Annotated in this window: 12 protein-coding genes; 9 read left to right on the forward strand and 3 right to left on the reverse strand. The window is 56.9% G+C overall.

The features are described 5' to 3' along the window. The first annotated feature begins 169 nt into the window (after window positions 1-169). The 5 genes from A3714_RS00350 to A3714_RS00375 all read left to right on the forward strand — a co-directional run bounded on the left by A3714_RS00350 (window position 170) and on the right by A3714_RS00375 (window position 5,703). Entirely contained in the window at window positions 170-760 is a 591-nt protein-coding gene (locus A3714_RS00350) for a 2-hydroxychromene-2-carboxylate isomerase (RefSeq protein ID WP_063509797.1), read from the forward strand. 265 nt (window positions 761-1,025) lie between these two features. Next, window positions 1,026-2,051, forward strand: coding sequence for a hypothetical protein (locus A3714_RS00360; RefSeq protein ID WP_063509795.1), 1,026 nt, complete (start codon window positions 1,026-1,028; stop codon window positions 2,049-2,051). A 427-nt stretch (window positions 2,052-2,478) separates the two neighbouring features. Continuing rightward, window positions 2,479-4,647, forward strand: a complete 2,169-nt coding sequence (locus tag A3714_RS00365; RefSeq protein ID WP_063509821.1) for an AAA family ATPase — start codon at window positions 2,479-2,481, stop codon at window positions 4,645-4,647. 79 nt (window positions 4,648-4,726) lie between these two features. Further along, a complete protein-coding gene (locus A3714_RS00370) occupies window positions 4,727-5,179 on the forward strand; it encodes a hypothetical protein (protein WP_063509794.1) in 453 nt (150 codons plus the stop codon). A gap of 164 nt (window positions 5,180-5,343) precedes the next feature. Next, window positions 5,344-5,703 (forward strand): hypothetical protein, encoded by a 360-nt coding sequence (locus tag A3714_RS00375; protein WP_063509793.1) that lies wholly within the window; start codon window positions 5,344-5,346, stop codon window positions 5,701-5,703. A gap of 165 nt (window positions 5,704-5,868) precedes the next feature. On the opposite strand, the gene speE is transcribed toward A3714_RS00375, so the two are convergent. Further along, a complete protein-coding gene (gene speE / locus A3714_RS00380) occupies window positions 5,869-6,729 on the reverse strand; it encodes a polyamine aminopropyltransferase (protein WP_062815564.1) in 861 nt (286 codons plus the stop codon). Between the two features lie 160 nt (window positions 6,730-6,889). On the opposite strand from speE, the gene speA reads away from it, so the two are divergent. The 3 genes from speA (at window position 6,890) to A3714_RS00395 (ending at window position 9,807) form a co-directional block, all read left to right on the forward strand. Next, window positions 6,890-8,770 (forward strand): biosynthetic arginine decarboxylase, encoded by a 1,881-nt coding sequence (gene speA, locus A3714_RS00385; RefSeq protein ID WP_062815565.1) that lies wholly within the window; start codon window positions 6,890-6,892, stop codon window positions 8,768-8,770. Window positions 8,771-9,007: 237 nt separating this feature from the next. Then, window positions 9,008-9,352 carry a Rieske 2Fe-2S domain-containing protein gene (locus A3714_RS00390; protein WP_063509792.1) on the forward strand — a complete coding sequence of 115 codons (345 nt, stop codon included), beginning with the start codon at window positions 9,008-9,010 and terminating at the stop codon, window positions 9,350-9,352. Continuing rightward, window positions 9,352-9,807 (forward strand): DUF4112 domain-containing protein, encoded by a 456-nt coding sequence (locus A3714_RS00395; RefSeq protein WP_062815567.1) that lies wholly within the window; start codon window positions 9,352-9,354, stop codon window positions 9,805-9,807. The genes A3714_RS00390 and A3714_RS00395 overlap by 1 nt, the downstream gene beginning before the upstream one ends. Before the next feature lie 120 nt (window positions 9,808-9,927). Here A3714_RS00395 and A3714_RS00400 read toward each other — a convergent pair whose 3' ends face one another. Beyond that, complete coding sequence (locus A3714_RS00400) at window positions 9,928-10,596, reverse strand: DUF523 domain-containing protein (protein WP_063509791.1); 669 nt, start codon at window positions 10,594-10,596, stop codon at window positions 9,928-9,930. A gap of 38 nt (window positions 10,597-10,634) precedes the next feature. Here A3714_RS00400 and A3714_RS00405 point away from each other — a divergent pair, with 38 nt between their 5' ends. After that, window positions 10,635-11,597: a 2-hydroxyacid dehydrogenase gene (locus A3714_RS00405; protein ID WP_063509790.1), complete on the forward strand. Its 963-nt coding sequence runs from the start codon at window positions 10,635-10,637 to the stop codon at window positions 11,595-11,597. A 147-nt stretch (window positions 11,598-11,744) separates the two neighbouring features. On the opposite strand, the gene A3714_RS00410 is transcribed toward A3714_RS00405, so the two are convergent. After that, window positions 11,745-12,551: an SDR family NAD(P)-dependent oxidoreductase gene (locus tag A3714_RS00410; protein ID WP_063509789.1), complete on the reverse strand. Its 807-nt coding sequence runs from the start codon at window positions 12,549-12,551 to the stop codon at window positions 11,745-11,747. Window positions 12,552-12,635: the final 84 nt, after the last annotated feature.

Below are 12,635 nucleotides of genomic sequence, written 5' to 3' on the forward strand. Positions count from 1 at the left end.
AGCAGTCGCGAGTTGCGAGAAGCGAGTTTCGAAAGGCAAAACCTCAAAGAGCGGTATTTTCAGGTTTTCGCGACTCGAAACTCGTACCTCGCAACTGAATCATCGCCCCGCCTACCCGCAGGGCACAGAGAGTGCCGCTCCTACAAAACCCATTGAAAGGACCAAACCCATGACCCAAAAAATCGAATTCCTCTTCGACGTGGGCAGCCCCACTGCCTACCTGGCCTGGAGCCAACTGCCCGCCCTGTGCGAACGCACCGGCGCCGAGCTCGTGTATGTGCCCGTCCTGCTGGGCGGCATCTTCAAGGCCACCGGCAACAACCCGCCCGGCGCCGTGCCCGCCAAGGGCATGTACATGATGCGCGACCTGGCCCGCTACTCGAAGCGCTACCAGGTGCCGCTCACCATGAACCCGCACTTCCCGGTGAACACCATCACCCCCATGCGCATCATCACCGCCGCCATCGGCACACCGGAACAGGATGCCGTGATCACCGCCCTCTACAACGCCATGTGGCGCGAGCCCTGCAAACTCTCCGAGCCGGAAGAAATCACCCGCGTGCTCACCGACGCCGGCCTGGATGCGCAGGCCTGGCTGGAAAAAGCTGCCAGCGACGAAGTGAAAGAACAGCTCAAGGCCAACACCGAAGCAGCGGTAAAACGGGGCGTCTTTGGTGCGCCGACCCTGTTCGTGGGTAATGAAATGTTCTTCGGCCAGGATCGGCTGGATTTTGTGGAAGAAGAATTGAAAGACAGTTAATAGTTAATAGCGAAAATCAAAAAACAGCAGTCGAATGTCCGGAGCGGACGTAGCTTGCCTCTGTAGGAGCTATGCTTGCATGGAGAACCGGCGACCCGATTGAGAAGGCCGCAAACAGCAATGCCTCCATCGCCGTTTGTGGCCGACCCTTAACCTTCCACCAGTCCCGGCCAACGTCGCGCGCACCCATTGCGATGCCGTGCCTGCAAGATGCGCAACTATTTGCTATCGTCGCCGATCTTTTGTCGCTGCCGGATGCGGGCTGATGCTGAAATGGGTTTACGGTGTATTGATTGCCACCTTTGTCGCGATGGTGGTGGGTGGCGCGGTCAGCAAGGCCAAAGATGCCTGGCAGGCCCAGCAGCGTGCCATCACCATGATGCAGGAAATCCAGCAGCAACAACGGCAGAAGGTCGACGAAATCCGCGACCGCATTGCTCGCACCCAGGCCCAACCCACTCTTAGCGACCACGACCGCTGGCTGATTGCCCACCTGCAGAAAACCCTCGCCGGCCTGGACAAGGTGGTGGCCGGTCAGCAAACCCACTCCACCCAGCTCTATCGCGGCTTGCTGCGCACCTGGGTGGGGTATGCCTTTCTGGGTATCGCCATGGTGGTGCTGGCGTTCTGCCTGCTGGTGCGCCCCAGCAAGGCGCTTACCCGCGAAGAGAAGCAGTGGCTGGCAAGCAACCCCCGCGACATCCCCGGCCTGCTGCTCGACCCCGGCGCCTACCGCAACACAGCAGCGCCCGCCCGCGGTGGCAGCAACTTCGTCACCGCCCGCATCAAACCGGTCAAGGCCGACCTGTTACGCATCACCCGCAGCCGGGCGCTCACCGGCATGGGGCTGGCATTTCTCATTGCCCCCCAGGGCGGCCTGGCGGTGGAGCTCTACTGCATTGCCGACGCCCTGTTCGTGTCCCATATTCCCTTCTCGCAAATGACATGGGGCGGCACCATGCAGGCGCTGATGCTCTCCATCTCCTTCACCCTTGCCGGCCTGTTCGTGCTGTTCTCCACCACCAGCAAAGCCCGCCTGGACCGACGCCAGCAAACCATCACCCTGCCCGGCGACAACCGCACCCTGGCGTTCAATGAAGTGGAATCCGTCCAACTCAACCAGGTGCTCACCACCGGCGAACGCAGCTTCGTCAACAGCCAGATCCAGCTAAACCTGCGCAACGGCGAACCCCTGTCCCTGCTCAGCCACGGCGGCAAGGAACAGATCTACGTGGACCTGATCCGCACTGCGCTGTTTCTGGATAAGCCGGCGGTGATCCCTGAAGCCTAGTCGCCCCGCCCATCGCCAATCCCAACCATCCGTTGGAGCTTTGCTCGCAAAGCGAAGGGGGACGACGCTTATCAGAATTAACCGGGGGCATAGCGAAAGGGGGAATAACAGGGGCTGCGGGCTTCTGCCTTTCCGTTATCAATTCTCAACTATCAATTATCAATTGCCTTTCCCTCTGCATTTCCATGTCCGCCAGGATTGTGTAGATTCGGAACTGGATCACAAATAAAAATCGGCCAGCCAGGGTGGCATGGCCTGCGAAAGCGAATCGGGGGAAGGGATGCCTGTCTGTTTATCTTGTTGCTGGCCTGGATCAGGTTTCTGCAATGTTTCCCTTCTCTGCCTCGAGGCACGAGGCAAGACCCCAGCCCCCCCCCTCGAAGTTCAATGAAATGTTATGTGTTTTGGAGCAGGAGGTAGCGGACAGGTGATTACCGAAATTCGCATGGATGCAGTGGCGAGCTTTAAGCAAGCTACGTCGCTCCTTACGGATAAGAAAATAAATCTTATCTACGGCCTAAACGGCACTGGAAAATCAACAATCTCCAATTTCCTTTATGATCCCAATAATCCTGCGTTTACCTTGTGCAAAAAGGTGCCCGCAGAATCGGTTCCAGTTCTCGTTTACAATCAAAATTTCATTCGAGATAACTTCTATGTTGCGGATAGTTTGCAAGGCATATTCAGCCTTTCAAAAGAGAACAAAGAAGCTGAGCAAAAAATAGCCGAAGCGACAAAGAAGCATGAGAGGCTTGAGCAAGATTTACAAGGGAAGAGAAATGAAAAGGAATTGGCAACACAGGCATTTTCGCAACAAAAAAATCAAGCCATAGAAAAGGTTTGGGGAATCAAGAAAAATTATGCTGGCGGTGATCGTGTCCTTGAATACTGTCTCGAAGGTCTAAAGGGACAAAAAGACAAGCTTTTTTCCTATCTCCAGGGTATTCCGAAACCAGCCAGTGAACCCAAAAAAGACGTTCAAAAGATCCGGCAGGAAGTAGAAGCACTCAAAGGTGATGATGCTCAGCTTCAACCGCGCCTCGCAACTCTCTCTTTTGCTGCTCACAGTGTTGAGTCTGACCCAGTTTTCGGAAAATCCATACTGGGGAATACTGATAGTGAGGTTGCGGCTCTAATTGATAAATTGGGGAATTCGGACTGGGTAAATCAAGGCCTTTCATACTTGCCAGAGAGCGCAGGTGATTCAAATGCACAATGCCCCTTTTGCCAAGAAGCAACGATTTCGGAGAAATTTATCCACAGTATAAGGTCGTACTTTGATGTGACCTACGACCGGCAGTTAGACGAGCTTGCACAACTTCTAAAGGCGTACCGAGCCGCTTTTGACTCATTTCCAGGGCTGAGTTCTTTTACCGACCATCCATTTGCAAAAGAGCGCAAGGACTCCATAACCAACAAATATCAGTTGCTTGTAGACGCGTTGCAGGATAATGCCCGCAAGATTGAAGTAAAGTTAAAGAGCCCAAAGGTTCCGGTTGCGTTGTCCGACACGACTGGCTTGGTCGCTGATTTCAACTCAGCAGTCGGTCAGATTAACTCTGAAGTCGACGAGTACAACGATAAGCTCAAGAACCGTGAATCTGCTCTCGACAACTTACGCAACGAATTTTGGCAATTGATGCGGTGGCAGTATGACCAAACAATAGCGAGGTTTGATGCCGACCGACGGGCCGCTAATCAGAAATCGAAAGACTTAGATGTTGAGATCGGAAATATTCATAATGAGCTGGCTAAGTTCAAAGGAGAAATTGCGGAAGCACAAAAGGAGACTGTGAATATTGACCAAGCGATTACTGCTATCAATGCAGGCTTGAATGACCTCGGCATAGATGACTTCAGCGTACAGAAGCACTCTGACAACCTGTATCGCGTGGTCCGCGCTGGTGATTCCAAAGACGCATTTCACTCTCTAAGCGAGGGAGAGAAGATGATGATCAGCTTCTTGTACTTCTGCGAGCTGTGTAAGGGTAAGGCTAGTGCGGAGGACACACATGGTCAGCGCATCGCGGTGATAGATGATCCAATTTCGAGCCTTTCTCATGTGTTTATCTTCAACGTAGGGCAGCTCATTCGTTCGATATTCTTCAAGGGGGAGCAGTTCAGTCAGGTTATTGTCCTGACTCATAGTCTCTACTTCTTCTACGAGATGACAGACCCGAATCACGAGCGCCGTAAAGAAACACAGAAATTGTTTAGGCTTTCAAAGCCTTCTTCTGGAAGTGTCATCCAGGAGATGAAGTACGAGGAAATTCAGAATGACTATCAAGCGTACTGGTCCGTTGTTAACGACCAGTCTCAACCGCCAGCACTTATCGCAAACTGTATGCGTAATATAGTTGAGTACTTTTTCAATTTTGTTCGAAAGAAAGACCTGAATAAGGTTTTTCAGATGCCGGAACTCCAGGATGCGAAGTATCAAGCCTTTTGCCGGTACATCAATCGGGAGTCGCATTCGCTTGGTCAGAACATCATAGATATGAAGGAATTTAACTATGATGTCTTCAAGGAGGGTTTGAAGTTGGTTTTTGATAAAACGGGCTACCTAGACCACTATAAAGCCATGTCTAAGTGCTAGGGTCGAGAGGATCAGGTCTAGCACCGGTCGCTCCAGAAAACGATGATGTTTCATTAATGAGAACTGTTGTGAGGAATTGATGAAGCATCAGATCGACGAGGTGGTGCTGGAAAAATACCAAAAGCGAGTCGAAATCACTTCGGCCTGCATTTTCTTTGCCGCCGCCGTCCTTCTCTACCTGATAACAGGCAGTTTCTGGGCGGTCTCTGTCATTCCCCTCTATCCCCTGGCGGCCAAAATATTCTGGGAAGCATTGACCGCCTATCTTGATGATATGGATGAGTGGCGCGACTGGGAAATAGAGAGAACTGCTGAAGGGTTGCGCTTCCATTACAAGCATACGGGAAGCAATGTGCTGTTTTCTGACCTGTCAAAGGTAAAGGTCGATTCAAAGAATGGCGAAATTTCCGGTCTGACACTTATATTGAAGAATGGGCAGCGTATCGGGGTGAACTGGTACAACGATATGAATGCTCTGTATCAGCACCTGCTTTCCGGTGTCGATGGCAGTGTGAAAATTATCACCTCGTGAAACGTGAGGGTTAGATCTCCCATTTTCTATCTCGTGAGATAGAGTTGTGAGAATCGGAAGATCCTATCCGGTAGACCATTTTGGTCAGTGGAATGCCCTGTCGATCAAAATATATAGCGCAAAAATGTTGCCTTAACCGCTTCTGATATCAGGGTTTATACGTTATGAAGAAGGGAGTTCTGCTTTTTTTTATGCTTGCCCTATTGCAGGGCTGTGTTGTGCCTGCAAAATTCTCAAGCGTCACTGTGTTGGACTCTGAATTCAATGAAATAAAAGTGCTGACCCGATCTGAGATCGAAGAGTTTGAGGCGTACTGGTATAACTTTAAGGGTATAAAAAAGTTGCCGGATAACATTGCTTCGGAGAAGGGTTTTTACAGAATCGATATCGTTGCTGAGAAAGAAAGGTTTTCTGGGCGGTGGATCTATTATTCTTCCGGGTATATGGCCAAACTAAATAAGTCGTTGAGCCCAGCATTTATTGTCGAAAACTCAAGCGATGTAACCAGGTCGCTTGGTATTTGAAAATCGGTGGGAGGCGGATCAGATGTCGCTGCTCTCAGGTATTGCCGTGCGCGCTTCTGATGCCTATTGGTAGGTATATCTAAACGAAAATGCCCTTGCTTTCAACGAAGACAAGGGCATTCTTTATTAACTATTAACTATTAACTATTAACTATTAACTATTAACTAGCCCTTAATCGCCTTCTCCATAAACGGCGGCAACACCAGCGCACCTTTATGCTGGGCGGCAGTGTAGTACTTCGTCTCAAACCCTTTACCGGTCGCATCCGCTTCACGGAACTGGCTCACGTCGGTGTTCTTGCCGGCCATGGTGCAGCTCCACCAGCCGCTGGGGTATACCGGCTGCGGGAAGGGCAGGGTCTGGGTGGTGGTGAAGCCCGCTTCACGCATGTTGGCGTGCAGGTCCTTGATGATGGTATCGCTGTGCAGCAGCGGGGATTCGGATTGCTGCACGATGATGCCGCCATCGGCCAGGACGCGGTGGCAATCGCGGAAGAAGTCGGCCTTGAAAAGGCCTTCCGCCGGGCCCACCGGGTCGGTGGAATCCACGATGATCACGTCCACGCTGCCGTCTTCACAGTTGCGCATGTATTGCACGCCGTCTTCGAACAGCAGTTCGGCGCGGCTGTCGCCGTTGGACTCGCACAGTTCCGGGAAGTATTTCTCGGAATAGCGGGTGACCATTTCGTCGATGTCGATCTGGGTGGCTTTTTCCACGCTGGAGTGACGCAGCACTTCACGCAGGGTGCCGCAGTCGCCGCCACCGATGATGATGACGCGCTTGGGGTTGGCGTGGCTGAACAGCACCGGGTGCGACATCATCTCGTGGTAGAGGAAGTTGTCGCGGGTGGTGAGCATGGTGGCGCCATCGATGGTCATCAGGTAACCGAAGGTGTCGGTTTCCCACATCTCGATGTGCTGATACTCGGTCTGCACTTCTTCCAGCTTTTGTTTCAGGCGCAGGCCGAAAGCGGTGCCGGCGGTGTCGAAGTGCTCGTAAAACCAGTTGTCTTTGGTGCTGCTCATGGGCCTTTCCAGTGGGTGGGAGCAAGGTGGCTCCCCGGGGTGGACAATACTCGCGATTGTAAGGCCTGCGCCCCTCATGTAAAGCAGGAAAAAGGGGTGCGAGTGCGGCGCCCCGGCAGGCATAATGCCCCCAGACAACCCCCTTATTTCAGGACAGGTAATGACCGACAGATCTTCCTTGCCCGCCAGCGACATCTACAACGTGGATCGCTGGGGCGACAGCTACTTCCGAATCGACGACCAGGGCCAGCTGTGTGTGCGGCCCAATGGCGAGCAGGGCGGCCAGGCCACGCTGGAAGCGGTGCTGGAAAGTTGCCGGGCGGCCGGGCTGCGGGCGCCGGTGCTGGCGCGTTTTTCCGGGATTCTTCGCCAGCGGGTCAAGCTGCTGGCCGGGGCCTTCCGGGAGGCCATCGAGGGCAACGACTATCAGGGCGGCTATACGCCGGTGTATCCGATCAAGGTGAACCAGCAGCGCCGGGTGGTGCACGAGATTCTGCGCGCCCGTGAAGACGGCGAGCGCATCGGCCTGGAGGCAGGTTCCAAGCCGGAGCTGCTGGCCGTGCTGGCCCTGTCCAACCCGGGCGATACCATCGTCTGTAACGGCTACAAGGACGCGGAATACCTGCGTCTGGCGCTGATGGGCGAGAAGCTGGGCTTTCACGTGCATATCGTGGTGGAGAAGATGTCCGAGCTGCCGGCGCTGCTGTCGCTGGCGGATGAGCTGGGGGTGTCGCCGCGTATCGGGCTGCGAGTGCGGCTGATGAGCATCAGCAAGGGCAACTGGCAGAACACCGGGGGCGAGAAGTCCAAGTTCGGCCTGAGTGCGCCGCAGCTGATGGCGGCCATCGAGCACTGCCGTGCCGCCGGGCGGCTGGATTGCGTGAAGCTGCTGCATTTCCACCTGGGCTCCCAGGTGGCGAATATTCAGGACATCAAGGCGGGCATGCGCGAAGCGGCCCGTTACTACACCGAGATGCGCGCCCTGGGCGCGGCGGTGGAAACCGTGGATGTGGGCGGCGGCCTGGGGGTGGATTATGAAGGCACTCACTCCCGTTCCTATTGCTCCATGAACTACGGCGTGGGTGACTATGCCCGCCATATCGTGCAGACCCTGCAGCAGCAGTGCGCCCAGCATGGCCTGCCGGAGCCCAACATCATCTCCGAATCCGGCCGGGCGCTGACTGCTCACCACGCGGTGCTGCTGGTGAATATCACCGACCAGGAGCAGATGGCCCCGGTGACGGTGGAGGCGCCGGCGGACGACGACGTGGCCGAGCTGCACCAGTTATGGGAGCTGCAAGGGTTGCTGGCCGGCGAACCGGGCAATCTGATCGAGCGTTTCTCGGAAGTGACCGGCGCCTGGCAGGACATTCACCAGCGTTATATCGCCGGTGACCTGGGCCTGGGCACCCGCGCCCGCGGCGAGCAGCTGTATATCAACTGCCTGCTGGCCCTGCGCGGTCGGTTGAACCCGCTGCGCAAGCAGCAGCGAGAGTTGCTCGACAGCCTCAACGAAACCCTGGCGGACAAGTTGTTCGTGAATTTTTCCGTGTTCCAGTCGGTGCCGGATGTGTGGGGGATCAACCAGGTGTTCCCGGTGCTGCCCTTGTCCGGCCTGGACAAGCCGGCCACCCGTCGGGCGGTGATCCAGGATATTACCTGCGATTCCGATGGCCGCATCGACCAGTTCGTGGATGGCGAAGGCGTGGAAGCCACCTTGCCACTGCCGGAGCAGCTCAATGGCCACCTGGGGATTTTCATGGTGGGTGCCTACCAGGAAATCCTCGGCGACATGCACAACCTGTTCGGCGACACGGATTCCGTGGATGTGGACGTGGAGGCCGATGGCGCCATCACCCTGAGCCACGCCATTCAGGGCGACACGGTGAGCTCCGTGCTCCGCTACGTGAACTACGATACCGACAAGTTGCTGGGAGCCCTGGAGCAACATTGTCGCCAGGCGCATTTGAGCGACGGCGAGCAGGAAACCTTCATCGGGCTGGTACGCGAAGGCCTGGCCGGGTATACCTATCTGGAGTGATGGCTCCGAGCTGTAGGAGCTATGCTTGCATGGCGAACCGCGTTTACGCGGAATCGTCCGCAGGGCGATCAGATATTTCAGACCTCGACAGATTTTATTCATGGCATTGTCAGGCCCTTGAGTCTCTGTCGCCTCGCTGCGCTCGGTTCGCCATGCGAGCATGGGCTCCTACAGCGGCTTCGTAGCTAGGGGCTCGTCGCTCACAACTGATTTTTCCAAGCCAGCAAGGAGAGCAATATGCGTTATGAACTCTGTGCCAGCCAGGACCTCCCGCAAGGGAAAAGCCGTCCGATGGAAGCCGGTGGTAAAAAACTGGTGGTGTATCACCTGAGTGATGGTTTTTATGCCACCCAGGCCCGTTGTACCCATATGTTTGCGTCCCTGGGCAAGGGCAAGATCGTCGAGGACAAGTGTGTTCAGTGTCCGCTGCACCGGGCGCGGTTTGATATCCGTACCGGCGAAGTCACCGAGTGGGCCAACTTTCCCCCCGGTGTGCAGTTGTTGAATGTGGTGCGGGGCGAGAAAGCCCTGGAGACCTGGCCGGTCACGGAAGAAGACGGCCACCTGTTTGTGGAGATGTAATGGCAGCAAGGACAGAAGCCCAGCAACGGGCAACCCTGGAGCGGCTGGAAAAGTTCAGCCGTTTTACCGACAGCAGCATCGGCATTCCCTTTACCAAATTTCAGATCGGTGCCGAGGCCATTATCGGCCTGGTGCCGCTGGTGGGTGATGCGGCCGGCTTGGTGTTATCCAGCTATGTGCTGATCGAAGCGCAGCGGGCCGGGGCCAGCAAGAGTGTGAAGTTGCGTATGCTGCGCAATATCGGCATCGACTTTCTTGGCGGGCTGTTGCCGGTGGTGGGCGATGCCTTCGATGCCATCTACAAGGCCAATACCCGCAACACCAAGCTGCTGAAGAATTACCTGGAAAAGCAGCTCGAAGTGGAGCCGCCCCCGCCACCATTCCCCTGGAAGACCCTGATCGGGTTGTCGATCCTGTTTGCCGTTGTCACCGGTGGGCTGACGCTGATTTTCTGAAGCGTGAGCTCCCTCTTGTTGTTGGAGCCTTGCTCGTAAGGCGAAAGGTTGTCGGTGTTACCGGGCCTTCGCCTTGCGAGCAAGGCTCCAACGGTTGTGGCGGGGAGGGGAGAAGAGCGCTCAATGCATCGCCTGCCCGAGTTTATCGAGATAGTGGCGCAGCCCACTGTGCAGGGGTTCGTCCAGTTGTTCGCTTTGCGCCTGCATGGCATTGAGCCACTGGCCCTGGTGATCGTTGTGGTGCCACTGGTGGTAGCAATATACCTGTAGCAGAAAACTCTGCAGAAACGCGGGCTTTTCCAGGTCGCTGTCGTTGGCCAGGGGAATGCGCGGAAATAATTCGTGGAGCTTGCGGGCGAAGGCGCCGGAAGCCATGCCGATCTGATGGCCCGTGGTGTTGTGCACCGGGGTGCTTAGGTGGCCGCAACTGGGGGAGCGGGCTTTCAGGACAAATCCGCTGAGCGGTTCCCCGAGCCGGGAGGCCACGTCTTCCAGGGCGTCGGTGACATCCTGCTGCGGATTGTCCACGCCTTTCACGCGCAGGGTGTCATCCTCCTGCACCACCTGAATGGGTGGGCGCGGGACCGGCAGGCCGATGGCCACTTCCGGGCAGGTATCGCGAAAGCGCAGAAGCGGGCCCAGCTGGTGCACCAGGATGGCGTTGTGCTTGTGGTCGCCGTCGTAGCGAACCTTCTGGCCGAGCAGGCAGGCACTGACGCCCACCACCGGTTTCTGCCAGTCATGCTGTGGCAGGGTGAAGCCCATCTTTTCCAGCAAATCCGTTAGCATTGAACACCTCCCTTCTTCCCCGATAAAGGTGACCGAACATGCAGGGCGTTTTTCTCGACACCGATACCCTCAACCCCGACGAGATGGACTTCGCCGCCCTGGAGGCGTTGATGCCCTGGACCTTCCATCCGCTGACCCGTCCGGAGGAGCGGGTGGCGCGGTTGCAGGATGCCCAGGTGGTCATCACCAACAAGGTGGTGCTGGATGCGGCGATCCTGAAAGCCTGCCCGTCCCTCAAGCTTATCTGCATTTGTGCCACTGGTACCAATAATGTGGACCTGGAGGCTGCCCGGGAGCGGGGCATTACCGTGTGCAATGTGAGCGGTTATGCACGGGCCTCGGTGGCCCAGCACACCCTGACGTTGATGTTGTCACTGGCCACCCGCTGGCATCAGTACGACCGGGATGTGAAAGCCGGTGCCTGGAGCCGGGCGGCGCAGTTCTGTCTGCTGAATCACCCGATCATGGAGCTGGCCGGCAAGACCCTGGGGCTGATCGGCCACGGGGATCTGGGCCGGGAAGTGGCTCGGCTGGCCGAGGCGCTGGGCATGCAGGTATTGGTGGCGGAATCCTTCCAGCGTCATGGCGGCCAGTCCGGGCGGGTGGCGTTGGCGGAGTTGCTGCCGCAGGCGGATGTGCTCAGCCTGCATTGCCCGCTGACGGCGCAGACCGACAAGCTGGTGAATGCGTCCTTTATCGCGCAAATGAAGCCCGGCGCCTTTCTGATCAACACCGCCCGGGGTGGCCTGATTGATGAACCGGCGCTGGCCGATGCCCTGCGCTCTGGCCACCTGGGCGGCGCCGGCCTGGACGTACTCAGCAGCGAACCACCGCCGGCGGATCATCCGTTGCTGGCGGCGGATATTCCCAATCTGATTATCACCCCGCACAACGCATGGGGTACGAGAGAGTGTCGACAACGCTTGCTGGATGGTGTGGTGGAAAATATTCGTCAGTGGCAGGCGGGCAGTGCGATCAATGTGGTTAACGCCTCTCCGTAGGAGCGTCGCTCGCGGCGCGATAACCCAACCCCAGAAAAATCGATTTTCCACAAGGCTACAGAGGGCAAGAAGGGGCTCTGTGATGAGCGTGTTTTTGTCCTGGCTTGGAATCGCGCCGCGAGCGACGCTCCTACGGCCGGGGTTGCGTCACCCCTTCTTCTTCAGCTGGCTGGCCAGCAGTTTGTCCATGCCCCGGAACAACGGTTGCGGCAGTTTGGTGGCCGGGCCGGGGAGGGCGGCGAGCAGTACGCTGCCCAGTTTCCCCATGGGGCGGGCGATTCGCGCCGGGCGCTTTTCGCAGGCTTCCACGATCCAGCCGGCGGCCTTTTTCACGTGCATCATCGGCATGTACTTGTAGATGGCGGTACGCGATGACATGGGCGTGCGCACCATGGGGAAGTACACCACCGTGGTGCTGATGCCCTGATGGCCCATCTCCGCCTGCAGAGAGCGGGTGAAGGATTCCAGGGCGCTCTTGCTGGCCAGGTAGGCAGAAAACAGAGGGATGGGCACCTGGGTGGAGAGGCTGGAAATATTCACCACATGACCATGGCCCTGGTCGAGAAACCGCGGCAGCAGCTTCAGGGTCATGGCCACGGCGCCGATGTAGTTGAGCTGCACGGTGCGCTGGTAATCGTGCAGGCGATCCAGGGACTGCTCGATGGGGCGGCGGATGGAATGGGCCGCATTGTTCACCAGCGCATCGATACGCGGCTGCTCGGCGAGAATCCGTGCGGCGCAGGCCTCGATGGCCGTGTTGTCGCTCAAGTCGCAGGGGTAGATAAAGGCGCAGCCACCCTCTGTTTCGATGACTTCCTGAACCTCACGCAGCTGTTCTTCCCGGCGTGCCACCAGGCACAGGGTGGCGCCCCGGCGCGCCATGATTTTTGCCGCCTCGGCGCCGATGCCACTGGAAGCGCCGGTGAGTACAATGGTCTGGCCATTCAGTTTCATGCATGCCCCTTGAATGCTGTGCGATGAAAACGCAGACCTTCGAGTCTGCCGCTTCCCGCAGCCGGGGCCAAGGTCCAAAGGGGA

Origin of the sequence: Alcanivorax sp. HI0007, assembly GCF_001635525.1 — a bacterium.
Lineage (GTDB): Bacteria > Pseudomonadota > Gammaproteobacteria > Pseudomonadales > Alcanivoracaceae > Alcanivorax.

Bases quoted from the DNA above. Each gene is read 5' to 3' on its own strand.
- A3714_RS00390 (WP_063509792.1), top strand. From the start codon at position 9,008: ATGCGTTATGAACTCTGTGCCAGCCAGGACCTCCCGCAAGGGAAAAGC.
- A3714_RS00375 (WP_063509793.1), top strand. From the start codon at position 5,344: ATGAAGAAGGGAGTTCTGCTTTTTTTTATGCTTGCCCTATTGCAGGGC.
- A3714_RS00400 (WP_063509791.1), bottom strand. From the start codon at position 10,596: ATGCTAACGGATTTGCTGGAAAAGATGGGCTTCACCCTGCCACAGCAT.
- A3714_RS00350 (WP_063509797.1), top strand. From the start codon at position 170: ATGACCCAAAAAATCGAATTCCTCTTCGACGTGGGCAGCCCCACTGCC.
- speE (WP_062815564.1), bottom strand. From the start codon at position 6,729: ATGAGCAGCACCAAAGACAACTGGTTTTACGAGCACTTCGACACCGCC.
- A3714_RS00395 (WP_062815567.1), top strand. From the start codon at position 9,352: ATGGCAGCAAGGACAGAAGCCCAGCAACGGGCAACCCTGGAGCGGCTG.
- A3714_RS00410 (WP_063509789.1), bottom strand. From the start codon at position 12,551: ATGAAACTGAATGGCCAGACCATTGTACTCACCGGCGCTTCCAGTGGC.
- A3714_RS00360 (WP_063509795.1), top strand. From the start codon at position 1,026: ATGCTGAAATGGGTTTACGGTGTATTGATTGCCACCTTTGTCGCGATG.
- A3714_RS00370 (WP_063509794.1), top strand. From the start codon at position 4,727: ATGAAGCATCAGATCGACGAGGTGGTGCTGGAAAAATACCAAAAGCGA.
- A3714_RS00405 (WP_063509790.1), top strand. From the start codon at position 10,635: ATGCAGGGCGTTTTTCTCGACACCGATACCCTCAACCCCGACGAGATG.
- speA (WP_062815565.1), top strand. From the start codon at position 6,890: ATGACCGACAGATCTTCCTTGCCCGCCAGCGACATCTACAACGTGGAT.